General features: G+C 69.1%; 17 protein-coding genes. 7 read left to right on the plus strand and 10 right to left on the minus strand.

The annotated features are described in order from the left end of the window. Position 1 precedes the first annotated feature (1 nt). Genes ACVKN3_RS06390 through glgX form a run of 4 tightly spaced genes read right to left on the minus strand, consistent with a single transcriptional unit; the run spans position 2 to position 4274 of the window. Complete coding sequence (locus ACVKN3_RS06390) at positions 2 to 733, minus strand: ABC transporter ATP-binding protein (RefSeq protein WP_354513467.1); 732 nt, start codon at positions 731 to 733, stop codon at positions 2 to 4. Next, on the minus strand, positions 730 to 1404 hold the full coding sequence (gene modB, locus ACVKN3_RS06395; protein WP_285403861.1) for a molybdate ABC transporter permease subunit: 675 nt from the start codon (positions 1402 to 1404) through the stop codon (positions 730 to 732). The genes ACVKN3_RS06390 and modB overlap by 4 nt, the downstream gene beginning before the upstream one ends. Positions 1405 to 1410: 6 nt before the next feature. Beyond that, the gene (modA, locus tag ACVKN3_RS06400) at positions 1411 to 2157 is read right to left on the minus strand and encodes a molybdate ABC transporter substrate-binding protein (protein ID WP_354513465.1); all 747 of its coding nucleotides are present in this window, start codon (positions 2155 to 2157) and stop codon (positions 1411 to 1413) included. A 14-nt stretch (positions 2158 to 2171) separates the two neighbouring features. Further along, positions 2172 to 4274 (minus strand): glycogen debranching protein GlgX, encoded by a 2103-nt coding sequence (gene glgX / locus ACVKN3_RS06405; protein ID WP_354513463.1) that lies wholly within the window; start codon positions 4272 to 4274, stop codon positions 2172 to 2174. Positions 4275 to 4477: 203 nt separating this feature from the next. On the opposite strand from glgX, the gene ACVKN3_RS06410 reads away from it, so the two are divergent. Further along, on the plus strand, positions 4478 to 4831 hold the full coding sequence (locus ACVKN3_RS06410) for a DUF2946 domain-containing protein (RefSeq protein ID WP_354513461.1): 354 nt from the start codon (positions 4478 to 4480) through the stop codon (positions 4829 to 4831). Positions 4832 to 4876: 45 nt separating this feature from the next. Continuing rightward, positions 4877 to 7180, plus strand: a complete 2304-nt coding sequence (locus ACVKN3_RS06415; RefSeq protein ID WP_354513459.1) for a TonB-dependent receptor — start codon at positions 4877 to 4879, stop codon at positions 7178 to 7180. On the opposite strand, the gene lanKC is transcribed toward ACVKN3_RS06415, so the two are convergent. The 6 genes from lanKC to ACVKN3_RS06445 all read right to left on the minus strand — a co-directional run bounded on the left by lanKC (position 7177) and on the right by ACVKN3_RS06445 (position 16220). Further along, positions 7177 to 9867, minus strand: a complete 2691-nt coding sequence (gene lanKC, locus ACVKN3_RS06420) for a class III lanthionine synthetase LanKC (protein WP_354513457.1) — start codon at positions 9865 to 9867, stop codon at positions 7177 to 7179. The genes ACVKN3_RS06415 and lanKC overlap by 4 nt on opposite strands. A gap of 125 nt (positions 9868 to 9992) precedes the next feature. Then, the gene (locus tag ACVKN3_RS06425; RefSeq protein WP_285403850.1) at positions 9993 to 10124 is read right to left on the minus strand and encodes a hypothetical protein; all 132 of its coding nucleotides are present in this window, start codon (positions 10122 to 10124) and stop codon (positions 9993 to 9995) included. A 211-nt stretch (positions 10125 to 10335) separates the two neighbouring features. Next, complete coding sequence (locus tag ACVKN3_RS06430; RefSeq protein WP_285403848.1) at positions 10336 to 11682, minus strand: sensor histidine kinase; 1347 nt, start codon at positions 11680 to 11682, stop codon at positions 10336 to 10338. 5 nt (positions 11683 to 11687) lie between these two features. After that, positions 11688 to 13067: a sigma-54-dependent transcriptional regulator gene (locus ACVKN3_RS06435; RefSeq protein WP_354513455.1), complete on the minus strand. Its 1380-nt coding sequence runs from the start codon at positions 13065 to 13067 to the stop codon at positions 11688 to 11690. A 16-nt stretch (positions 13068 to 13083) separates the two neighbouring features. Further along, positions 13084 to 15459: an ABC transporter permease gene (locus ACVKN3_RS06440; RefSeq protein ID WP_354513453.1), complete on the minus strand. Its 2376-nt coding sequence runs from the start codon at positions 15457 to 15459 to the stop codon at positions 13084 to 13086. Continuing rightward, a complete protein-coding gene (locus tag ACVKN3_RS06445; RefSeq protein ID WP_285403844.1) occupies positions 15456 to 16220 on the minus strand; it encodes an ABC transporter ATP-binding protein in 765 nt (254 codons plus the stop codon). The genes ACVKN3_RS06440 and ACVKN3_RS06445 overlap by 4 nt, the downstream gene beginning before the upstream one ends. 201 nt (positions 16221 to 16421) lie before the next feature. Here ACVKN3_RS06445 and ACVKN3_RS06450 point away from each other — a divergent pair, with 201 nt between their 5' ends. From ACVKN3_RS06450 to ACVKN3_RS06470, 5 genes are all read left to right on the plus strand, one after another. Beyond that, positions 16422 to 18947: a response regulator gene (locus ACVKN3_RS06450; RefSeq protein WP_354513451.1), complete on the plus strand. Its 2526-nt coding sequence runs from the start codon at positions 16422 to 16424 to the stop codon at positions 18945 to 18947. 150 nt (positions 18948 to 19097) lie between these two features. Then, positions 19098 to 21275, plus strand: coding sequence for a beta-glucosidase BglX (gene bglX / locus ACVKN3_RS06455; protein WP_354513449.1), 2178 nt, complete (start codon positions 19098 to 19100; stop codon positions 21273 to 21275). A 2-nt stretch (positions 21276 to 21277) separates the two neighbouring features. Then, positions 21278 to 22054 carry a 3-hydroxybutyrate dehydrogenase gene (locus tag ACVKN3_RS06460; RefSeq protein ID WP_354513447.1) on the plus strand — a complete coding sequence of 259 codons (777 nt, stop codon included), beginning with the start codon at positions 21278 to 21280 and terminating at the stop codon, positions 22052 to 22054. A gap of 173 nt (positions 22055 to 22227) precedes the next feature. Further along, positions 22228 to 23949 (plus strand): alpha/beta fold hydrolase, encoded by a 1722-nt coding sequence (locus ACVKN3_RS06465; protein ID WP_354513445.1) that lies wholly within the window; start codon positions 22228 to 22230, stop codon positions 23947 to 23949. After that, entirely contained in the window at positions 23946 to 25607 is a 1662-nt protein-coding gene (locus tag ACVKN3_RS06470; RefSeq protein WP_354513443.1) for an alpha/beta hydrolase, read from the plus strand. Before ACVKN3_RS06465 ends, ACVKN3_RS06470 begins: the two co-directional genes overlap by 4 nt. Positions 25608 to 25616: the final 9 nt, after the last annotated feature.

Raw genomic sequence — 25616 nt, forward strand, 5'->3', positions numbered from 1 at the left:
GTTACTCTGCCATGGGACGCTGCCCGGGAAAGGCGCCATGATCCCACGACCGCGACGATGGCCGTGACCGACCGACCACCCTGCCCTCGCACAGTTCGAAGGTATCCCCTTCCAGCGCCGTCACATCGGCCGGATCATGGGTGATGACGATCAGTTGCAGGTCCAGCCGGGCCTGCATGGCCAGCAATTCGTCGCGCATGCGCCCCCGCAGTGCGGGGTCCAGGGCGGCGAACGGCTCGTCCAGCAGCAGTCCCTTCGGTTCCGTCGCCAGCGCGCGGGCCAGGGCCACGCGCTGGCGCTGGCCCCCGGAGATCCGCGCCGGGTAGCTGTCGGCCACGCCGGCCAGTTCGAACGCAGCCAGCCAGTGCTCCACGCGCGCATCCCGGCCCCGGCGGGACGGATTGAGCCAGCCGCCACGCAGCCCGAAACCGATGTTCTGTGCCACGGTCAGGTGGGGAAACAACGCGTAGTCCTGGAACACGTAAGCCAGGCCGCGCTGGCGCGGGGGCAGGTTCACGCGGGTGCCGGCATCGAACAGCGTGCGGCCGTCGACACGAACATGACCGGCCTCCGGCACGATCAAGCCGGCCATGGCGCGCAGCGTGAGGCTCTTGCCCGCACCGGAAGGACCGAACAGCACGATGCGGCGATGGTCCGAGCGCAGCGCCACATCCAGCGTGAAGCGACGTTCGTCGGCACACAGCGTCGTGCGCAGCGCCACGTCGACCGTCACGGGCGCATCCGCCGTACAGGGTCCGGCGCGAGCCGGCCGGCGAGCAGCAGCACGGCCACGCAGGTCACGGACGTCACCGCCACCATCAGGGCGGCAGAGCGATCGTCGCCGGCCTGCACGGCGGTATAGATCGCGACGGAAAGCGTCTGCGTACGCCCCGGCAGGTTGCCCGCGATCATCAGCGTGGCCCCGAACTCACCCAGCGCGCGGGCGAACGCGAGCAGCACGCCGGCGGTGATGCCGCGCGCGGCCAGCGGCAGCGACACGCGGAAGAACACCGCGGCCTCGCGCAGGCCGAGAACGCGGGCGGCGCTTTCCAGTTGCGGATCGACCGCCTCGAAGGCGGCGCGGGCGGCCTTGTGCACCAGCGGGAACGCAACCAGCGTGGCGGCGATCACCGCACCTTGCCAGGTGAATACCAGATCGATTCCCAGTTCGTGCAGCCACGCCCCCACGCGGCCGCGGCGGCCGAGAAGCACCAGCAGGTAATAGCCGAGTACCGTGGGCGGCAACACCAGCGGCAGGGTCAGCACCGCGTCCACGACATCGCGTGCCGGTGAACGCCAGCGGGACAGGCCGAAGGCTACCGCGACGCCGAGCACGAGGTTGATCGCGGTGGCCCAGAGCGCCACCTTGAGCGACAGCGCCAGGGGAATCCAGGCGGCTCCCACGGTGCCTCAGGGCGCCTGGAAACCGAACGACGCCAGGATGCGCCGACCATCGGCCGACTGCACGAACGCCGAGAACGACGCCGCGTCGGCCGCATGCGCCGTGCCCGCGACCACGGCGATGGGATAGCGGATGGGGCGCGGCGTCGGCACCGTGGCAACGACGTTCACCCGATCCTTCATGACGGTGGCATCCGTGGCGAACACGAAGCCCGCGTCCACTTCGCCCCGTGCGACGTAATCGAGGCTTTGCCGCACGTTCTGGGCAAGTACGCCCTTGGCCGATACCGCCTCCCACAGGCCCTGCTGCTGCAGCGCGGCCTGGGTGTAACGACCCACCGGCACCGAAGCCGGATCGCCGTAGGCCACGCGCTTGACCGCCGGCTGGCGCAGGTCGGCCGTCGACCCGACATGCACGCTGGCATCCTTCGGAACGATCAGCACGAGGCGATTGCTGGCGAAGTCCCGCCGCGTGGCCACATCGATGGCGCCGGCGGCGACGGCCTTGTCCATTGCCGTCTGGTCGGCCGACGCGAAGACATCCGCCGGCGCGCCGTTGGCGATCTGCCTGAGCAGCACATCGGATGCCGCGACATTGAGCACCACGTGGGTGCCGGGATGGGCGGTTTCGTACGCGGTGCCGACCGCCCGGAACGCGTCCGTGAGGCTGGACGCGGCCGATACCGTCAGGTCGGCGGCCGACGCCAGGCCAGGGCCGGCAAGGAGGCACAGCGCGAGGAGCGACCGGAGCTGCATGGGGATAGTTGCCCTCACCCCGCGGCCAGTACCACGAAGCTGCGCGGTGACGCGATCAGCTTGCCGTCCTGCGCCACGGTGTCCACGGCGAGATCCTCGTCGCTGGAGAAGGCCACGCTCCAGCGACCCTCCGGCAGCGCGAATTCCACGCCGCCATCGAAGGCGTTGATCAGGATCAGCACGGTCTGGTCAGCCGCGTGCTCGCGCACACCGGACGCCTGGCTACGGCCGTCCAGCAGCACGCCGATGGACCGGGCCCGCGGATCGTCCCAGTGTTCCTGCTGCATTTCGCCACCGCCGGGATTGAGCCAGACGATGTCGCGGATACCCGATTCCTCGTCGTAGCGTCCATTGAGGAAGCGGCCACGGCGCAGGATGGGGTAGCGCTCGCGCAGGGCCAGCAACTCGCGTACCGACTGCGCCAGTCCACCGTCGGAGGGATCGTTTTCCCAGTCGATCCAGCTGAGCGGGTTGTCCTGGCCGTAGACGTTGTTGTTGCCGTCCTGCGTGTTGCCGCGCTCGTCGCCGGACAGCAGCATCGGGGTGCCCTGGGCGAGCAGCAACGTGGCCAGCAGGTTGCGCGACTGCCGCTGGCGCGTGGCGCGGATGCCCTCGTCGTCCGTGGGGCCTTCGGCACCGTGGTTGTACGAATGGTTGTTGTCCGAGCCGTCGCGGTTGTCTTCGCCGTTGGCGTCGTTGTGCTTGCCGTTGTAGCTGAGCAGATCGCGGAGCGTGAAGCCGTCGTGCGCCGTGATGAAGTTGAGCGACGCATACGGGCGGCGGCCGCGCTTGTCGAACAGGTCGGCCGAGCCGGTAAAGCGGCGGGCGAATTCGGTCAGCTTGCCTTCCTCGCCGATCCAGAACGCCCGCACCGTATCGCGAAACTTGTCGTTCCACTCCACCCAGCCCGGCGGGAACTCGCCCACCTGGTAGCCCCCGGGGCCGCAATCCCACGGCTCGGCAATCATCTTGGTCTGGTTGAGCACCGGGTCCTGCGTGCAGGCGTCGAGGAACCCGCCGTTCTCGTCGAAACCGTAGGGTTCGCGACCAAGGATGGTGGCCAGGTCGAAACGGAAGCCGTCGACGTTCATCTCCGTCGTCCAGTAGCGCAACGAGTCGGTCACCATCTGCAGCACGCGCGCATGGCTGAGGTTCACCGTGTTACCGGTGCCGGTGTCGTTGATGTAATAGCGCTTGTCTTCGGCCAGGCGATAGTAGCTGGCGTTGTCGATGCCCTTGAAAGACAGCGTCGGCCCCATCTCGTTGCCTTCGGCGGTGTGGTTGTAGACCACATCCAGGATCACCTCCAGCCCGGCACGGTGATACGCCGCCACCATGTCCTTGAACTCGCGCGGGTCGCCGCTGGACATGTAGCGCGTCTTCAGCGCGAAGAAGCCGATGGTGTTGTAGCCCCAGTAGTTGCGCAGCCCCTGTTCGAGCAGGTGCTGGTCGTCGAGGTAAGCATGCACGGGCAGCAACTCGACCGAGGTGACACCGAGGCCACGCACGTAGTCGATCACCTCGGGCGTGGCCAGGCCGGCGAACGTGCCGCGAAGGTTCTCCGGCACGGCCGGGTGGCCCATGGTGTAGCCGCGGACATGGGTCTCCTGGATCACCGTGCGGTTCCAGGGCACCGACGGCTTGCCATGCTCGATCCACTTGTACGAGGTGTCCACTACCATGGCCTTGGGCATGAACGGGGCGCTGTCGCGCTCGTCGAAGCTGAGGTCGCCGTCGGGGTGGCCTACCGTGTAGCCGTAGAGTTCGTCGGCCCAGGTCAGTTCGCCGACGATGTGCTTCGCGTACGGATCGAGCAGCAGCTTGTTCGGATTGAACCGGTGGCCGTTCTGCGGCTCGTACGGACCGTGCACGCGGTAACCGTACAACTGGCCCGGACCGACGCCGGGAACGTAACCGTGCCACACCTCGTCGGTGTACTCGGGCAGGTCGATCCGGCCCGTCTCGTTGCCGGCCTCGTCGTAGAAGCACACTTCCACGCGGGTGCCGTGGGCGGTGAACAGGGCGAAATTGGTGCCGTTGCCATCCCAGGTCGCTCCGCGCGGAAACGGTGAACCCTCGCGAACGGGCGAGGCGGAGTCGTAGCGGAGATCGGGCATGTGGGCGTCCTCGGTGGGGGAGCGCACGATGACCGAGGCCGCGACAGGAAAACGTGAGGACCACGCCGCCCCGAATTGCCTGTCGTGGCAGGCACAGCGACAACGTGCCACGGTATTTTCGCCTCCGGGCGTGACATCATCCCTGGACCCTTATCCAGGGTCGAATCGAAGGGAGCGCCACGGTGCGTCGAGGGCAGGGTCGAATGCGTTGGCTGGGCTGGATGGCGATCGTCGCCGTCTGGTTCACCGTGCTCGCGCCCACGGTCTCGCGCACGCTGCCGGCCTTCGCCTTCCCCGAGCTGGGCGCCTGGTGCGAAGGCACGCCCGCCGCGCATCACGACGGCGGGGCGGACCACCACGACGCCGACGCCGATGGCGCCTGCGGCTATTGCACCCTGTTCGCGCAGGTGCCGGCGCTGGGCGGCAGCTTCTTCATCGGCGGCGTGGCGCACGTCGCGACGCACATCGATCCGGTCGTGCCCCGTCCGCACGATATCGCCTCCCCCTCGCGCTTCCATGCTCCACCCCGAGGTCCACCGGTCGCCACGTACGCCTGATCGCTCCTTTCCACGCGACCCATGCCACCGACCCACGGACCTCCCATGCCCCTGACTTCATTCTCCGGGCGCGCGATCGCGCACGCCGTTGCCTGCGCCCTCGGCGCCACCGCGTGGTCGGCCCACGCGGCCGATACACCCGCCACGCCCGACGCGCCGCAGACCACCACCTTGCGCGAAGTGCGCGTTTCCGCGGCCAGCCACGGCTCGCGGGTCGACCCCGACATGCCTTCGGCCGTGGAGACCCTGGATGCGGCGAAACTGGATCGCCTCAACGTGGTCAACACCGAGGACGCGCTGAAGTACCTGCCGTCGTTCGGTATCCGCAAGCGGTTCATCGGCGACGAGAACGCCACCTTCTCCGTGCGCGGCACCAGCAACCAGCAGAGCGCGCGCGGGCTGGTCTACCTCGACGGCCTGCTCCTGTCCAACCTGCTCGGCAACAGCTGGGGCAATCCCCCGCGCTGGTCCATGGCCTTCCCCGAAAACCTGGCGCGCGTCGAGGTGATCTACGGCGCCTATTCCGCGCTTTATCCCGGCAACGCCATGGGTGCCACGGTGCTGATGACCACGCGCATGCCCGAGCGGCTGGAGGTCACCGGCGAGGTTCAGGCCTTCACCCAGCATGTCGATACCTACGGTGTGGACCGCAACTACGGGGGCAGCCGGCAGAGCGCCACCCTGGGCGACCGTTCGGGTCGCTTCGCCTTCCTCATCGGCGTGGCGCACCTGCAGTCCAACGGCCAGCCGCTGGTCTATGCCACGCAGAACCGGTCGACCCGAGCCGGCACCGCCCAGCCCGTGACGGGCGCCATCGCCGACACCGGCACCAACGGCCTGCCGCGCGAGGTGCTCGGCATCAACAGCGAGGGCCAGGAAGCGACCCGCCAGGACGAGGCGCACCTGCGCCTTACCTACGACTTCACGCCCGACCTGACCGGTGGCATCACCGCCGGCTACTGGAACCAGGACCTGTCCCACCGCACGGCGACCTTCCTGCGCGATGGCGCCGGCCAGCCGGTGTGGTCGGGTCCGGTGAGCATCGACGGCCGGGCATACACGCTGCCGGCGAACTTCTTCGCGCCGAGCACGCGGCAGAGCCGAAATTATCTTTACGGCGCCTCGCTCGGCACGCATCGCGACAGCGGCTGGAACATCGAGGGCAACGCGTCGTACTTCGACATGGACCGCAACCGCGACCGCGTGGCCGATGCCGTGACCTACGACGGCAGCGGCCTGCTCACCGCGGGTGACGGCAGCCGGTGGCGCACGTTCGACCTGCGCGCCAGCCACACGCCGGACGGCCTGGCCGACAACACGCATACGGTGAGCTTCGGGTATCACGTCGACGGTTATCGGCTGGACAACGCCAGCTACCTGTTGTCTGCCTGGCGCCGCGGCGACGCCGGCGCGCAGACGGCGGGCAACGGCGGCAGCACGCAGACGCAGGCGGTGTATGTGCAGGATGCCTGGCAGCTGGACGAGCGCTGGCGCCTCACCGGCGGCGCTCGCTACGAACAGTGGCGGGCCTTCGGCGGCCAGCGCGCGACGGCAGCGGCGGCCGTGACCTACCCGGAACGCGACGAGTCGCACACCTCGCCCAAGCTGTCGCTGTCTTACGCGGCCAGCGACAGCCTGCTGCTGCGCCTGTCCGGCGCACGCGCCTACCGCTTTCCCACGGTCAACGAACTGTTCCAGGGCAGCTTCAACGGCATCGCGTTCACCAACAACGATCCGAACCTCAAGCCGGAGAACGACCTCTCCCGTGAGCTGTCGGCCGAGTGGTACCAGGTACACGGCGTAGCCCGCTTCACGTTGTACCGGAGCGACACCCGCAACGCGCTGTTCAGTCAGACCGACACCACGGTGTTTCCCAATGTCACCAACGTGCAGAACGTCGACCGGGTGCGTACGCGTGGCGCGGAGGCCAGCTACGACGGACGCGGCGTGGTGTGGGACACGCTGGACCTGACGGCCAACGCCGCCTATACGCAGGCCACCACCGTGCGCAACCGGCGCAACCCGGCCTCGGAAGGCAAGCAGTTCTATCGGATACCCCGCTGGCGCGCCAACCTGGTGGCCACCTGGCACGCCACCGAAGCGGTGGCGCTGACCCTGGCCGGGCGGTATTCGGGGCGCCAGTACAACACGCTGGACCACAGCGACATCCACCCCGACACGTTCGGCGGCGCCAGCGATTTCCTGACCTTCGACGCCAAGCTGCAATGGCAGGCCAGCGACCACGTGAATCTCGGCGTGGGCGTCGACAATCTCACCGATCGCCGCTACTACGTGTATTACCCCTACCCGTCGCGGACCTACCTGATGGAGGCGAAGTTTCGTCTCTAGGCGAGCACCGGTTCCCCGCGCGCCGTCCTGACCGGCAGGTGGTCGTCGAGCATGAACGAGGCCGGTCCGCCGTGCCACAGGCGATCGAAGAAAGCGGCCACGCCCGCGTTGCCCGTGGCCAGGTCGCAACTGAAGCGCAGCAATTCGGTGCCCGGGACCACGAGCCCCCCGGGCCGCCGGACCAGGAACGGCTCGATCCCGGCGGCGATGCGATGCGCCTGGCCGAGATAATGCGCGGCCCGGTCGGGCAAGGCCCGGGCCAGGTCCAGCAGGGTTTCGCCGATGCCCGCCAGCCCGTCGGCCACGCCGGGCGAGATGGCGTGGCCACGCATGAGATCGGGCTCACTGGCCAACAGGATGTCGCGATAGGCGTCCTCGCCCGTCACGACGAGAAACCGCGCCACGACGGCCAGCACGCCGGCGGTGCCGTGCCGCAGATAGGGCAGCAACGCCACGCCGTCCACCTCCCGTCGCCAGGTGCGTTCGCCGTCGGCGTTGACACCATGGTGGTCGAGATCGAAGGCGAGCGCTTCGCGGCCGGCGTCCAGGTAACGGCCCTTGTCCGTGGCCAGTGACAGGTGAAGGAGGAACAGGGCGACACCGGTCGCACCCTGGCCGAGGCCCACGGGTTGATACGTATCGCCGGCATGCCAACCGCGCTTGCCGGCCACGGCCGGTCCGGATACCAGCAGCGCTTCGCCGGCGGCGACGGCATCCGCCAGGAACGAGGCGTCGCGCGTGTGGCGCCACGCGGCGATACGTGCCAGGCCCCAGCCGGCCAGGCCATCGTGCAGGCCGGGTCGTTCGCGGATGGGGCCGTCCACGGGCGAAGCGCGCAGCAACCGCACGGCCAGCTCATGCTCGCCCGCGTCGAGCAGGGTCCAGGCGATGCCCGCGTCGCCGTGCATCAGGTCGCTGCCGCGGTCTTCGCCACTGCGCGCGCCCGCCACCAGGTATTCGAGCAAGCCGGCGGGCGCGGAACGGCCACTGCGCTGGTAGGCATGCAGGATGCCGGCCGCCCCGTAGGCCACACCCCAGGGATGCCGCTCGAAAACCTGCGGGTCGGCCGGTACGTAGCGATCCGGTCGCGCATGCGCCGCGCGCTCGCCGATGTAACGGAACAGCTCGCCCGCCGCGTTGTCCACCGGTGCCACCGCGCCGCGCAGGTGCGCCACCGGCAGGTCGTCGATCGGTAGCTCGGCCAGCGTCCTGCGCAGGTCCTGCATCACCGCCACCGGCGAGGGACGCCGGGCCGGCTCGCCGTCCAGCAGCAGGGTGACCGCATCGACCAGTGCATCCGGATAGCCCATGCCGCCGCACATCCAGCGGGCGAAGCGCGAGGCCGCCTGCGGGTCCAGCGGCAACATCGCGTTGACCGGCATCAGCGCCGCGAAGAGGTTGGCGCCGAAGGCGTAACGATCCTCGGCGCAAGCGCTGGCGTGCCCGTCGCGTTGCGGCGCTCGCGAGGCGAAGCCCGGCGTGCACAGGCCGGAAGGGCGGTCCAGACCGTCTTCCACCGCGGCTTCCAGGTCGATGATGCGCACGCGGCCGTCGTCCTCGACCATGATGTTGTGGAACGAGAAGTCGCCCAGCGTGATGCGTGCCGCATGGACCGTTTCCAGCGCCTGAGCGATGCGCGCGAACACATCGCACACCTCGTGCAGGAAACGGGCGACATCGGCTCGCGTGGCACGCGTCTTCAGCCACGGGTAGCGTGCGGCCAGCCAGCGACGAAGGGTCTGGCCCTCGATGTATTCCTCGACCAGGTAGTGGTGCTCCCATTCCAGGAAGTACGCCACGGGCGCGGGCGTGATGCCCGAGGACGCCAGCTGCCGCAGCAGCCGGTACTCTTTCAGCAGAAGCGAGGTCGACGACTGCGCGCCGCCGACGTGCGGACGCGCTTCCTTGATGACCACGCGGCGGCCCATGTCGCGATCCACGGCGAGGTAGATACCGCCAGCGGACGAGAAGGCCAGCGCGCTGCGCACGTCGTAGCGCCCGGCATGCAGGCGCAGTGCCGAGGCCTCCGTCGCCGGAACGTCGGACGGAAACGGATCGCGTACCCAGTCGGGCAGGTTGACGTAAGCGGCGCGGACATCCGGCTCCCGCTCGCCATGCGGGCCGCGGAGGAAATATTCGCGCTGACCGCCCGCCGACACCGCGTGATCGCCGCGGATACCGCCGAAACGGTAATGCACGACGCTCGATCCCGGGCATCGACGGTCGCTGAGGATGTAGGGGCCGACGAAGCCGGCAAGCACCGCCTGCAGCTCTTCCAGCACCTCGCGGAAGGCCTTCGGATCCTTCGGATAGACGGTGATGAACTTTCCCGATGCGCCACGTGGCCACCGCTTGCCGTTCATCGACGCATGCATGCGCGCATCGACAGCGAATTTGAATGCCACGCCCATCGCGGCCAGGGTGGCGGCCGTGATCGACAGTACGATCCCCGCCGTGGACACCACGGAGGACACGTGGATCTTCCAGCCCTGCATCGGCAACGGCGCACCGGGGGGCAGGCAGTGCATCCATACGCCGGAGCGATGCATCCGCCAGTCGGCCGGCAAGGTACGACGTACCGGCTCGACGAAATCGCCCTCGTCGATCGCACGGTTGCCATGGATTTCGAAGAAGTCCCGATCGACGGCGGTGTAGTAAAGGAGTTCGGTGCGACGTTCGACCGGCATAGCCATCCTTGATCTTGCGCGAAAAAAAACCCGGCACACGCGGCGACCCGGACGCCGCCGCGCGTGCCTTCGTCCCCGTCCCCGCAGTGCGCCCTCCCGGACGCGCCACGGTATGGACGAGAAAGCTAGTGACCGTCGAAACCGTCGGCGTTGGCGAACGAGCACGCACCCCAGCTGCATGAGCTGGTGGGGGTGTCGGCTTCGCCGGCGACGCCGGGTTCGGCGTCGAGCAACTGCAATCTGAGTACGTGATCCATGTCATCTCTCCTGGCCGATGGAAACGCGCCTTACCCGGGGGAGCGGGCGCCGCCATGGCGAATCTAGGAGGACGATCCGGGCGCCACAACGGAAAAACGCGTCAAGTGCGCCGAATACCGCACGGACACCTAAGTATCGGCGGGCACCGCGCGATTCCGGTCGGCTCGCGCGTCCGGAAGCGGACGTTTCCGTCCGTATGCGGACAGCGCCTTACGCATCGCCCAGGGGCAGGTTGACGATGGCCAGCGCACCGCGACAGCTCTCGCGGTCGCGAAGGTCGACGTTGCCCGCGTGCGCATCCACGATGAGGCGGGTGAGCGTGAGCCCGATGCCCGAGCCGGTGGGCTTGGTGGTGAAGAACGGCACGAACAGCGAGGCACGCCCAGGCAGGCCCGCTCCCTCGTCCTCGATGGTGATACGCACGTGCGTACCGGCCAGCGCCCAATCCACACGCACGGCGCCCCCCAGGGGCACGGCCGATTCCACCGCGTTGCGCAGCAGGTTGATGAAGGCCTGGTCGAGCTGGTCCTCGTCGCCCACGACCGTGACGACGGCTGTACCGACGACGGCGATGTCCATGCGATGCTCCAGCAAGGCAAGGCGTCGCAGGGCCTGGTCGAGGCGGAAGGGCCGTGGGCGCAACGGTGGCAGGCGCGCCAGGCGCCCGTAGCCCGACAGAAAACGTGCCAGCGATTCGGATCGACGACCGATCACTTCCAGGCCCTCGCGCAGTTCGCCTTCCACCGCCTTGCGGCCTTCGTCTTCCAGCAGTGCGGACAGGCTGCCTGCGAGCGACCCGATGGGCGCGAGCGAGTTGTTCAGCTCGTGGCTGAGCACGCGGATCAGGCGCTGCCAGGCATCGCGCTCCTCTTCGCCCAGCGCGACGCTGACATCGTGCATCATCACCATCGTGTTCTCGTGGCCTTCGCTGTACCAGACGGCGCGCTGCACGATCCAGCGGCCACCACGCGTGGCGAAATCCCACGTCAGGATCGTGTTCTCCGCCGCCGCCATCACCGGGCCGAGGCCCAGCGAGGCGATGTCGCGCCCGATGACGCTGTCGTTCGCCGCGCCGATCAGGCATCGTGCCGCGGGATTGATCATCACCAGGCAGCCGTCGCGGTCCACCACGAAGACCGGATCCTGCAGCGAGGTAAGCGTCTTGCCGAGGAAACGCAGGCTTTCGGTGCGCTTGCGCCGGCCTTCACGCAAGGTATCGGCGAGCATGTTGATGTCGTGGACCAGACCGCGCAGCGGATGGTGCACGGAAGGCAATCGCGCGCGGACACTGTAGTCGCCTGCGCGCAGCGCACCGAGCAGCGCCTCCAGCGTGCGCCATGCGTGGATCATGTGCCATGCGATCACGGCGAGCAGGACAAGACTGGTGACCAGGCACACGGTGAATAGCACCACGCGCCAGGCCAGGGGAAGGCCGATGCCGGTCAGCAGCGCGCCCGCCGCGGTCAGGGGCGCCAGGGCGGCCGCACACCAGGGCGCCACGAGCCTCAGGTGCGCGGTGCCGCGGATGAAGGGTCGCCTGGACGCGTCGGTGGGCATCGTCGTCAGGCCGCCGGGTCGAACCCGCCCCTCGCGCGGTGCTTTTCCAGGCGCCGGTACAGCGATTGCCGCGATATGCCCAGGGCATCGGCGGCGCGCTGCAGGTTGTTGTCGTGCCGCTCCAGTGCCTGCCGGACCAGCATCTCCTCCGCCTCGGGCAGGGTCAGGCGGTCGAGCAGCAGCGGCAAGGGCTCCGGCGCCGAGAGACCCAGGGTTTCCGCGTCGATGTCGTCATGACGGCCCAGCAGGACGGCGCGTGCGACGACATGCTCCAGCTCGCGCACGTTGCCCGGCCACGGATAGTTGCGCAGGGCACGTTCCGCCGAGGGCGTGAGCGCCATGCCACCCCTGCCACGCCGCACACACTCGCGCAGCAGGAAATGGCGCGCCAGCGGCACGATGTCTTCCACGCGTTCCCGCAGCGAAGGCAGGCGTACCTGCATCGCGTTGAGCCGGTACAACAGGTCGCGCCGGAAGCGGTTCGCCCGGATGGCGGCCTCCAGGTCGGCATTGCTGGTGGAAACGACCCGCACATCGATGCGCCGCGTGTGCAGGGAATCGCACCGCTCAAACTCGCCCTCCTCCAGCAGGCGCAGCAGCTTGGCCTGTTGCGGCGGCGGAATGGTGCCCACCTCTTCCATGATCAGGGTGCCTCCCTGCGCCAGTTCGAACCGGCCGGGCCGGGGCGACGGCAACTCCTCGCCGAACATCTCCCCGGCGAAGCGCGCCTCCGACAGGCTGGCCATGTCGACGCGGATGAGCGGCTGCTCGGCGCGCGGCGACAAGGCATGGATCTCGCGGGCGAGCAACGATTTGCCGCTGCCGTTCTCGCCCAGCACCAGCACGTTCCCATCGCCGCCGGCGATCCGCGAGGCCAGTTCCACCACCCGCCGCATGGCCGACGACTCGCACACCCGCATCACATCGGCGGACTGCCGCGACAGCGAGGTTTCGGTGCGCAGCCGGAGGTTTTCCTCGCGCATCTGCCGCAGGGCGATCTGCGAGCGCACGGTGTGCACCATGCGCGCGTTGTTCCACGGTTTCTCGATGAAATCCGCCGCGCCGATCCGCATGGCGCGCACGGCCAGGTCGACGCTGCCCCAGGCGGTCATCACCACGATCGGCAGCTCGGGCATGTCGTGGCGCAGGCGTGCGATCAGGTCCAGCCCCTCGAGTCCGGAGGTGGTGTCCACGCCGTAGTTCAGATCGAGGATGGCGCAGGCGAAGTTCGTGCGTACGACGGCATCGCAGGCGGCCGCGGGCGAATCGGCTTCCACCGAGGCGATGCCCTCGGAGCGCATCAGGATGCGCAACGACAGGCGGATATCGGGATGATCGTCGACGATCAGCACCGGCAGTGACGGGTCGGTGGCGTTTCCGTACATCGGATCTGTTCTCCTCTCAGCCGCCACGCAGAACGGCAAGCGGTTCCATGGTGATGGCTCGCCATCCCGGCACCACCGCGGCAACCAACGCCGCGGTGACGAAGACCAGGCAGGCCACGGCCACCACCACGCCATCGATGTCGTCGACGCGTGTATACGACCGGGACAACAGGACACCGGCCACGCCCAGCAAGGCGCCGAGGCAGGCGATCGCAAGGTAACGCGTCACCACGTCGTGGGCCAGGCGCCGCTGCGGTGCACCCAGGGCCACGCGCAGCGCCAGTTCGCGACGCCGGCCGGCCATGTCGACCGACTGGCTGGAGTACTGGCCCACGGCGGCCAGGAACAGGGCCGCGAGCGAGAGCGCACACAGCAGCACCGCGTTCCGTCGGGCGGCCGCGGTCACGGCACGCACCAGGTCGCCCAGCGGCCGGGTGTCGCCGGCGGCCAGCCCGGGCGCGACGGTGCGCAGTCGTCGCTCGAAGGCGTCGCCATTGTCCGTCGAGCCCACCGGCGAACGACGCCAGACCGCGTACATCGGCATGAGCCGGCGAATGAAGGTGAACACCGTGGCATCGACCTGCTTCAGGGGCACGAACACCGTGGCCACGGCGCGTTCGCCGGCGCCGGCGACGCGCGTGTCGGCCGTGACGCCGACGATGCGCAGGGGCGGCATGGGGGCGAGGTGCGAGTCGGGCCGGGCGATATCGCCCAGGCCACCACCCATGGTTTGCCGGAACGTCTGGTTGACCCATGCCACCCGTGGAGTGCCGGCGTGATCGCCCGCATCGAATGCCCGGCCGAGCAACCGGTTCAGTCCCATCGCCTCGGCCGCGCCTTGGGTCACGATGGCGTAGCGAACGAAGTGCCGGCGACCGGCGGCGTCCAGGAAAGGCATGACCAGGCCGTCGCCCAGCGGCAACAGGTTGGTGAAGCCCATCGCGCCATCCGGCGAAGCCGTGTACGCGTCCCGGCGAAGGGCATCGAACAGGTCCGACACATCGGTGCGCGCGGGATAGGAAACCATGTCGGGCTGCAACGGTGCGAAATAGGCATCCTTGGCATCGAAGCCCGGTGCGATGCTTTCCAGTCGCAGACATCGGGCCAGGGCTGCCACGCCGAACACCAGCAGTGCGCTGGCCATGGCCGCCTGGACCAGCACCATGCCGCGGCGTGCGTAACGCGCCATCCGCCCGGGCCCGGCGCTCCCCGCGATGGCCACACGTTCCCGCAGGAGGTCGTCGATCCGGTCGTGCACGGAGGCGGAGGCCGCCGCCACCGCGACCAGGAGGGCATCGGCGCAGCCCGTGAGCCAACGTACCGTGGTGGACGCCTCGACGGGTAACGAGGTACTGCGCCAGGCCGCGGGCACCAAGTCGCGGAAGACGTCCACCACCACATCGCCCAGCGGAATGCCGAGGGCCGCAGCAGCCAGGCCGATCGCCGCGGCTTCCGCGGCGGCGATGGACCAGGGCGTCAATGCGTGGGCGCCGAGCGCCATGCGGATGGCGGTATCGCGCGAACGGGCCAGGCCCCGGCCCAGCATGAGGTTGGATAGGTTAATGCCCGCGATCACCAGCACGCCCACGGCGGCACCCAGCATGCCCAGCAACGCCGGACGCGCCTGCCAGGTCAGTACGTGCCTGAGCGAGGTGGCGCCGAAGTTGGCGCCGTCGCCCGTATCGATGCCCGGACGGCCGGCCTGTGCCCGCGCACGCGCCGCCACGGCATCCGACAGGGCCTGCACATGCATGCCCGCCCCGAGCCGCGCCACGGGGATCAGGTTCTCGGCCGTGTCGTCGTCGGCCCCGGCGATGCCCAGCGGCACCACCACGTCCACGTCCGTCAGGAAGCGATAGCCCCGCGGCAGTACGCCGACGATGGACAGGCGGTGGCCTTCCACCGTGAGCAAATGGCCCAGTACATCCTGGCGTCCGCCGAGCCGCTGCTGCCAGAGGTCGTAGGTGACCATCGCCCCGTATTCGTCCGTGAGGTTGCGGCCGAGGGCCGGGACGACGCCCAGCGTGTCCAGGAAGCCGGCGTCCACTCCCTCTCCGTGGAGCAGCCAGCGCCGTTCGTCGAAGATGACGTTCATCGCTCGCGGCAGTCGGGTCGCGCCGCGCGAGGCCACTCCCGGCAGGTCGTCCATCGCCGCGACATACCGCGGCGAGGCGATGGGCGTGGGGTCGTCCCGATAGCGTGCGCCATACAGCGCAACCCGTTCGCTGTCGACAAAAGGCAGCGGCCGCCACAGCAGGGCGTCGACCAGCGTCAACGCCGCGGAGAGCGCGGCGATGCCGATCGCCAGCGTCGACACGGCCAGGACGAAGAAGCCGGGACGCCGTAGCATCGCAGCCCAGGCATGCAGGCAGGACGCCACCCATCCACTCATGTGAAAGGCTCCGCCAGCCGGCGATCGTCCAGGCCGGAGGCCTCCTCGCGACGCCATTGCGCATAGCTGCTCTCGTCCACCACGCGGCCGTCGAGCAAGCGGACGGTGCGGTCGGCCGCCCAGCGGAAGCGTTCCTCGTGGGTCACCATGCAGATCGTGCGTCCCTCGCCGTGCAGGCGGCTGAGCAAGGTCATGATCCGCTCGCCGCTGGCCAGGTCGAGACTGCCCGTCGGCTCGTCGGCGAGCAGGATCGCCGGACTGCCGGCCAGGGCCCGGGCCACCGCCACATGCTGCTGCTGCCCCCCGGAAAGCTGCGAGGGGAAATGGTGCATCCGGTGGGTCATGCCCACGTCGTCCAATGCCTCCAGCACACGCCGCCGGCGTTCCTCGCGCCCCATCGACGTGCGATAGGTCAGCGGCAACGCGACGTTGTCGAAGACATCCAGGTCGCCGATGAGGTTGAACGCCTGGAACACGTAGCCGATGCGCTGGTTGCGCAGCCGTGCCCGCGCGGCGCGCCCGAGGCCTTCGACCGCGGCGCCTTCGAAGATGAGCGCCCCCTCGGTGACCACGTCGAGCAGGCCCATCAGCGATAGCAGCGTGGTCTTGCCGCACCCCGAGGGTCCGGCCACGGCCAGGAATTCCCCCTGCCGTACCTCCAGATGGATATCCGTCAGGACATGGTTCTCGATGCCCGCGGAGCGGAACACCTTCGCCACGCCGCGCATGGCGATGACGGGATCTTTCGGTGGCGCTGGCATGCACATTTTCCTGCGGCGGCATCGGGAGACTAACGCGGCAACTTCGCGTTGTTGTGCAGGGCCCGTAGGCGCGCATCGCTGTTTGCGCTTTTTTGCCGAATCGGCATATGGGTCAGTCCTTACGGAGATGGGGTGCGGCAGCCAGGGCCGCGTGCGCTACCATCCCGCGTCGCCCCCGTCACCACCGCAAGGCCCCGCCGCATGGCCGTCTCCCCGACCGATCCCGCTTGGTTCCTTCCCCACGACCGTGAACTGGGGCGAATGATCCACGATCTGGACGGGTCGACCCTCGGCCTGGGCCCGGCCGCCGCCTGGCCGGTCGCGTTCCAGCATGCGCTGGCCACGGTGCTGCGCGCCGATGCGCCCATGGCGCTGCTCTACGGCCCCGACGGCGTGCTCTTCTACAACGACGCCTACCGCGCCATTGCGGGCATGCGCCACCCCGACATCCTGGGGCGGCCCATCGCGGACGCCTTGCCCGAACTGGCCGACTTCCACCGCAACGTGCTCGACGTGGTGCTGGCCGGGGGCGCGCTCGCCTACCGAGACCAGCACGTGGTGCTGAACCGCTCGGGCGAGTCGGAGGATGTCTGGCTGCATATCGATTTCAGCCCGGTGGTCGAGCCTTCGGGCACGACCGTCGCCGTGCTGGCCGTGCTGAAGGAAACCACGCGGCGCGTGGAGATCGAGGAACGCCTGCGCATCGCCCAGCAAGCCGGTGGCGTGGGCTCGTTCGAGTGGTTCCCGGAAACCGGGCGGCTGGAGGTTTCCGACCAGTACCGGCGCATCTGGGGCCTGCCAGCCGAGGGGCCCGTCACCGACGCCATGCTCAGCCGCCTGCTGCACCCGGACGACCGCGGCGAGGCCGCGCCGCAACGACTGGGGCGGGCCAATCCCCTGGACTACACCGAATACCGGCGCCTCGACCCGGTCACCGGGGAGGTGCGCTGGATCGCCCGTCGGGGTGAGGTGATCGCCCACGAGGGGCAGGCCCGTCGCCGGTTCATCGGCATCGTCATGGACATCACCGCACGCAAGCGGGCCGAGAACGAACTGGCCACGTTCGCGGCCACGTTGCAGGAGCGCGTCACCGAGCGCACCGCCGAACTGCTGCGTACCCAGGACGCCCTGCGCCAGAGCCAGAAGATGGAAGCGCTCGGCAACCTCACCGGTGGCGTGGCGCACGATTTCAACAACCTGCTGCAGGTGATCAGCGGCAACCTGCAGTTGCTGGCCGAGGATATCGGCGGCAACGAGCGGGCGGAGCGCCGCGTGCGTCACGCCCTGGCAGGCGTCGCGCGCGGCTCCAAGCTGGCTTCGCAGTTGCTCGCCTTTGGCCGGCGCCAGCCGCTCGCGCCCAAGGTGGTGAACGTGGGGCGCTTCATCCGCGACATGGACGACCTGCTGCGACGCACGCTGGGCGAAGCCATCGAGGTGGAAACCATCGTCGCCGGCGGGCTGTGGAACACGCTGATCGATCCGGGCAACGTGGAGAACGCGCTGCTGAACCTGGCGATCAACGCGCGTGACGCCATGGACGGCCAGGGCCGGCTGACCATCGAGGCCGGCAACGCGTACCTCGATGCCAGCTACGTGGATGCGCTGGACGATGCCGAGGTGGCCGCGGGCCAGTACGTGCTGCTGGCGGTGACCGACACCGGGCACGGCATCGACGCCACCATCGTCGACAAGGTGTTCGAACCGTTCTTCACCACCAAGGCGGAGGGACGCGGTACGGGGCTGGGCCTGTCCATGGTGTATGGCTTCGTCAAGCAGTCCGGCGGCCATATCAAGGTCTACAGCGAGCCGGGCGAGGGCACCACCGTCAAACTCTACCTTCCGCGCACCACGCAATCCGAGGACATCGTGGTGGACGTCGATGCCGGGCCCGTGACAGGCGGCACCGAGACCGTGCTGGTCGCGGAGGACGACGACTCGGTACGCGAGACCGTGGTTGCCATGCTGGCGGACCTGGGTTATCGCGTGCTCAAGGCCCGCGATGCACAGAGCGCGCTGTCGATCATCGACAGCGGCATTCCCATCGACCTGCTGTTCACGGACGTCGTCATGCCCGGCTCGCTGAAAAGCCCCGAACTGGCGCGCAAGGCGCGCGAACGCCTGCCCGGCGTGGCCGTACTGTTCACGTCGGGCTACACCGAGAACTCGATCGTGCACGGCGGCCGCCTGGACGAGGGCGTGGAGTTGCTGAGCAAGCCCTACACGCGCGAGACGCTGGCACGAAGGCTCCGCCAGATCCTCTCGGCCCAGGCGCTGCGTAACGAGGGCGACCCCGCGGCCCAGGTCGCCGCGCCGGCGTCGCCGCCTGCCGCCCGCGCGGTGCGCATCATCGTCGTGGAGGACGACTGGCTGGTCCGCAGCACCGTCGTCGAGATGCTGCAACTGCGCGGGCACGAGGTGCGCGAGGCCGGCGACGGCCATCGAGCCGTGGCCCTGTTCGACGAGGCGGAAGCCGACCTGCTGATCACCGACGTGGGCCTGCCCGGCATTTCCGGCATCGAACTGGCGGCCATGCTGCGCGAACGGCGGCCGGCGCTGCCCGTGATCTTCGCCACCGGCCATGCGGGAACGGCCGGGCTGCCCGCCGACCCCTGCAGCGTGGTCCTGGCCAAACCCTACGGTTCCACCGCGCTGAACCAGGCGGTGACGCGCCTGTTTTCCGCGCCGGCCGGCGGCGGTGACGTCACCCCGCCAGGGGACGGCACGTAGCGGCCAGACTCTCGCCAAAACCTTGCGGCCCAACGACGTAATCGTTTACACGTAACGGTATTTACGTACCCACTTCGTGGCGCGATGCCGGTATCCTTGCCCGCCTGACGCGTCCGCTCGCGTGTCCACATCGCTTTCCAAGGCCGAACCATGAACCGTGATCCCCGCATCGAAGACCTGATCGCCCGCATGACCGTCGAAGAGAAGGTCGGCCAGCTGGGGTGCTTTGCGGACGCCCTGCGCCCGTTCGCGCCGGACATCAACCCGGAAGCCAACGCGCTGGGTGCCGCGGAGGTCCGCGAGCAGATCCGGGCCGGCCGCGTGGGCGCCCTGTTCAATGGCGTGGGCGCGGCCGAAGGTCGCGAGGCGCAGCGCATTGCCGTCGAGGAAAGCCGCCTGGGCATCCCGTTGCTGCTGGGTGCCGACGTCATCCACGGCATGCGCACCGTGTTCCCCATCCCGCTGGGCGAGGCCTCCACGTTCGAGCCGGCACTAGCCGAGCGCACCGCGCGGGCCACGGCAGTGGAAGCCACCGCCGCCGGTATCCACTGGACCTTCGCGCCCGCCGTGGACATCGCCCGCGACCAGCGCTGGGGCCGCGTGGCCGAAGGCGCCGGCGAGGACGTGGTGCTGGGCTCGGCGTTCGCCGCCGCGCGTGTGCGCGGCTTCCAGGGCCCGGACCTCACCGCCGACGACGCGCTGCTGGCCACGCCGAAGCATTTCGCCGCCTATGGCGCGGTGGCCGGCGGCATGGAATACAACGCCGTGGACATCGCACCGCAGACGCTGCGCGACGTGCACCTGCCGCCGTTCAAGGCCGCCGTCGATGCCGGCGCGCTCACCTTCATGAGCGCCTTCAACGACATCAACGGCGTGCCGGCCTCGGCCAATCGCGAACTGATGACCGATATCCTGCGCGGCGAATGGGGCTTTCCGGGCCTGGTGGTGTCCGACTACACCGCCGACATGGAGCTGATCGCTCACGGCTTTGCCGACGGCGAGCGCGATGCCACGCGGCTGGCCTTCGTCGCCGGCGTGGACATGAGCATGCAGAGCGGTTTCTACGCCGAACACCTGCCCGATCTGGTCGCCGCCGGCGAGGTGTCGATGGACGTGCTGGACGAAGGCGTACGTCGCGTCCTCACCGTGAAGCACGCCATCGGCCTGCTCGACAACCCGTACCGTTCGCTCGATGCCGACGTCGAGGCGGACACCTCGAAAAATGCGGCGCATGCCGAGCTGGCGCGCGATGCATCGCGCCGTTCCATCGTGATGCTGAAGAACGACGGCATCCTGCCGCTGCGCACGTCCGGCCAGAAGATCGCCCTGATCGGGCCATTCGGTGCCGACGTGGACAACCTCGAAGGCTGCTGGACGCTGTTCGGCGACAAGGCGCGCCACATCAATATCGAAGCGGGCCTGCGCGCCGCCCTGTCCGCCGGGGATGCGCTGGAAGTCGTGGCCGGTAGCGGCATCGAGGAGGCGCTGGACGGAGGCATCGACGAGGCCGTGGCCGCTGCGAAGCGCGCCGACGTGGTGCTGCTGGCCATCGGTGAGCCGCAGGTCTACTCCGGCGAGGCGCAGTCGCGTACGCAGATCGTCGTGCCGCCGGCGCAGCAGGCGCTGGCCGAAGCCGTCGCCGCCACCGGTACGCCCGTGGTCGTGCTGCTGAAGAACGGCCGGGCGCTCGCGCTTACGGGTGCCGTGCGCAACGCGAACGCCATCCTGGTCACCTGGTTCCTCGGCAGCCAGACCGGCCCGGCCATCGCCGATGTCGTGTTCGGCGCGTACAACCCGTCCGGCCGCTTGCCTGTCAGCTTCCCCCAGGACGCCGGCCAGCAGCCGTACTTCTACAACCACCTGCGGACAGGCCGCCCGGAGCTGGCCGACCAGCCGCCGGCATTCAAGGCGCGCTACCGCGAGGTGACCTTCGAGGCGCTGTACCCGTTCGGCCATGGGCTCAGCTACACCACGTTCGCCTACGACGCCCCGCGCGTGCCGGCCACCGTCGGCTGGGACGAGACCATCACGGTCACCGCCACCGTCACCAACACCGGCGCGCTGGCGGGCGAAGAAGTGGTGCAGCTGTACATCCACGACCGCGTGGCCAGCCGGGTGCGGCCGGTGCGCGAGCTGAAGGCGTTCCGCAAGATCCTCCTCGCACCGGGCGCGTCGGCCGAGGTTCGTTTCGAACTCACCCGCCGCGACCTCGCCTTCACCCACCGCGACGGCGTCACCTTCGAGGCCGAGCCGGGCGACTTCCAGGTCTGGATCGCCGGCTCGTCGCAGCAGGGCGAACCGGCCACATTCGTGCTCGGCCGGCCCTGAGCGTGCACGACCTCACTGGCAAGGTCGCGCTCGTGACCGGCGCGGCCAGCGGCATCGGCCAGGCCATCGCGGCCGCCTATGCGGCCGCGGGTGCGCGGGTCGTCGTGGCCGACGTCGATGCCGATCGGGCGACCGACGCCGCAGCAGCGATGGGCCATGGCGCCATCGGCATCGGCATGGACGTGACCGACGAGGCCCAGGTGGACGGCGGCTTTGCCCGCGTGTCGCGCGAGCTCGGCCCGGTGGACATCCTGGTCAGCAACGCGGGCGTGCAGATCATCGCACCGTTGGTCGACCTGTCCTTCGCGGACTGGAAACGGATGCTGGCGGTACACCTGGACGGCGCGTTCCTCACCACGCGCGCGGCCATGCGCCAGATGGTCGAGGCCGGCCGGGGCGGTTCGATCCTCCTGATGGGCTCGGCCCATTCCCATGTGGCCTCGCCGCTGAAGGCGCCCTACGTTACGGCCAAGCATGGCCTGCTCGGACTGGCACGGACCATCGCGAAGGAAGGTGCCGCGCATGGCATTCGGGCCAACGTGATCTGCCCGGGCTTCGTGCGCACGCCGCTGGTCGAGAAACAGATCCCGGAACAGGCAAAGGCACGCGGCATCGACGAGGCCGCCGTCGTCCGGGACGTCATGCTGCGCGACACGGTCGATGGCGAATTCACGACGCTGGAAGATATCGCCGCCACGGCCGTGTTCCTCGCCGGTTTCGGTTCGAACGCGCTCACCGGGCAGTCGTTGCTGGTCTCGCATGGCTGGCACATGCAGTAAGGGGTTTCTTCAGCCGCTGGGCTGTTGAAGACGTCTCTATGGGACGAAACGCTACGCAGGTGGCGTCCCGCGCCCTGATCGCAGCGCGTCATCGTCCGCTATAGACCATGTCGTCGGTTCACTAACGTGTGCAGCCCCCACGGATGGCCTTTTCCGTGCCAAGGATGCACACAATGACTCCACGACGCTCGCTGGCGCTGTACGCCGGCCTCCTCACGGCATTCGCCGCTCCATGCGCCGCCCAGGTAGCAGCCCCGCCCAACGTACCCTCCGTGCCCACCCGCGGCATCGTCTGGTCGGCCTGTACCGCAGCCGACGCCAGCAGCAACTTCTTTTCCCTGCTTGGCGACCGGCTACGTTGCGGCACCGTCAGCGTGCCACGCGACCATCACCGCCCCGCCGGAGGCAGCATCTCGCTGCGGGTGGTGCGCGTGGCGGCCGCCGACACGACGAAGCGCCGCGGCGCGCTTTTCGTCAATCCCGGCGGTCCCGGCGGCGATGCCGGCACCTTCGCCGTGACCCTGGCGGCCATCTGGATGCACGCCAGGCCGGACGACCCGGTGCATGGCGAGAAGAAACGCCTGTCCGACATGTTCGACCTGATCGCCGTGATTCCGAGGGGGATGCCTGGCAGCGCACCGCTCAACTGCGTGGGCGAGTTTCCGGAGACCCGTGGCGTGTTGTTCGACCGCACCGCCAGCAACGTCGCCCGGTTCGACCTGCTGCAACGACGCATGGCGGATGCCTGCCGTGCCGACCCGCTGCATCCATACATCAGCACGGAGCAGACGGTCTACGACCTGGACCTGGTGCGCCGCGCGCTGGGTGAAACCACCTTCAACTTCTTCGGTGTGTCCTACGGGACCTGGCTGGGCGCGTGGTACGGCGCCACCTATCCGGCCAAGGTCGGGCGGATGCTGCTCGACTCGACCATGGACTTTACCGCCACCATGGAAGAAAACTTCCTGCTCACCGGTAAGGCCGAGCAGGAGCGCTTCGACCGCCTCGTGGCCCAGCCGGCGATCGCCGCGCCGGAGACCTACGGTATGGGCACCGATGTGGTGAGCGTCCGTCAGGCCATGACGCGACTGCCGTACCGTTTCCGTGTCGCATGGACGGGAGAGTATCGCTCGCCGGAAAGCCTGATGGCCGCGGCAGCCATGGCGACCTGGCTGCAGGAGGACACGGCGCTGACGCGGGAGGCCATGGCATCGCGTATCACGACCACCACGTTCCATGCCATGCCCCAGGTGCACCTGCGCATCCGCGACGAGGCACGCCGCATGCTGGATACGGTCTACGAGCCGCTGGTCATGAAGCCACCCTCACCGATACCGGTGGGCACGGCCATGATGGTCGCCGTGCCCTGCAACGATACGCCGGGCACCCGCGACGCGGGCATCTGGCAGCAGATCGTGGCGCGCTACGCGGCGGACTACCCTGCGGCGCACAGTGGCGACATGGTCAACCCCTGCGTGTTCTGGAATGGCCCCAACGCAGTGAAGCCGCCGATCGAGCGCTTGGCGCGGGCCGGGCGAGTTCTCATTACGGCCTCGGAATTCGACACGCTGACACCGATCGCCGGCGCACTGAACATGATCAACGCGCTTCCCACCGCCTCGATGCTGGTGCTGCGCGGGCACGACCGCCACGGCGTGTTCACGCTCACCGACGAGGCCTGCATCGAACGTACCGGCGCACGCTTCCTGCTCGACGGTCGCGTACCCAGCGAGCAACTCACCGAATGCCAGCGCGACCCATCGGTCCCGCTCCGCGCCAACCCATCCACTACGACCCGGTTCGTCGACGCAGCGCAGGTCGAGCGGTGGCGTGACCGCCTGGCGGAAGCACTGTCACGCGGGGAGCGCATGTCGCCACGCAAGGCACGGCCATGACCGCGCGCCGAATCGCCTGCGCCGTCGCCGTGGCGCTGATGCCCGTCGCCGGCCTCGCCGATCCGCACATCGTCTGGACGACCTGCCCGGCAACCGTGGTAGGGCCGGGCGGCGCCGACCTCGGCGACCGCCTTCAATGCGGCACCCTGAGTGCGCCCCTGGATCACGTCACACCGGACGGACGGCAGATCGACGTCGCCGTGGTGCGCGTCCGTGCCATGTCACCCACGCGACGCGAGGGCGCGATCTTCTTCAACAAGGGTGGGCCGGGCGCCAACCCCGCCGCGCTGTTGCGGTCCATCGCGGTGGGCTGGTCGCGCACCGCCGCCGATGATCCGCGCGACGGGACGAAGCGTCTGCTTGCCGAGCGCTTCGACCTCGTCGCGGTGATCCCGCGCGGACTGGCGCCGGGGTGGGCGCTTCGGTGCATGACCGGCCTGCCACCGCGCCATGCCTTCCTGCCCACGCACCTGGACGACGCGAACTGGCAGCTGGCCATCGGCGATGCCCAGGCGGTGGCCGACGCGTGCACCGCGGCACCCGAGTCGCGCTATATCAACACCGAGCAGCACGTGCACGACATGGACATGGTGCGGCGTATCCTCGGCGACGCCACGCTGAACTTCTACGGCATCTCCTACGGCGGCAAGGTGGGCGCATGGTATGCGGCGATGTACCCCTCGCACACGGGTCGCATGCTGCTGGATTCCAGCATGATCTTCACCCACGACTTCCGCACCGCCCTGGAGGCATCGCTCAACGCACGTCGCAGCTTTTTCCTCGACGAGGTGCTGGCACCGCTGTTGAATACCCCGTCGCACTACGGGCTGGGCGAGGCGCTGTCGATCAACGAGGCCGTTGAGAACCTGCCCGCACGCGCACGCGAGACCTGGTTCCATGTGCTCGACCATCCCGACCGGCTCGCCGCCGCGCTGCACCTCTCCGCATGGATCACGCAAGACGGCCTCTCGGGCATGCGCGAGTTCGAGGCGCGCATCCGGCGTACCACGTTCAGTCCCGATCCCGACACCCATCGCGCCATCCGCTGGGCGGCTGGCCTCCTGGTCAACCTCTACCTGAGACCGCGACCGACCACGCCGCAGTTCGCCATCAGCCAGGACGGCGATTCCGTTCGCCAGGCCGTCGCCTGCAACGACTCCACCTGGTACCTGTCGGATGCACAGATCCGCGCCATGGCCGAACGCAATGCGGCGGCCTACCTTGTCAGCGACGGTGAGGAGATCCTCGAGCAACTGGTGTGTCGCCGGTGGGGCGCACCGGGCGCACGGCAGCCCGACCTTGCGCCACTCGCCCGGGTACCACCCTTCCTCCTGCTCCAGGCGGAAAAGGACACGGCCACGCCGCTGCCGGGGGCCAAGGCCATCCTCGCCCGCTTCGGCAACGCGCGCTTGCTGGTGGCGAAGGGATCGGCGGTGCATGGCCTGTTCAACTTCACCGCCTCGGCCTGCGTGGAGCGCGCCGCGGCGCGCTACCTGCTGGACGGCACGATCACCGCCGATGCCTCGCGCGTGCTCGAGTGCGACACGACGTCCCAGCATCCACTGGACGAACTGCCTGCACCGCCGCCCAACGCGACCACACCGGCGCCCGTGCCCGCCCCGACGCCCTCACCCGCGCCGGTGCACGACGAGACCTGAGCCGGCCTC

This window comes from Luteibacter sp. PvP120 (genome assembly GCF_054055715.1).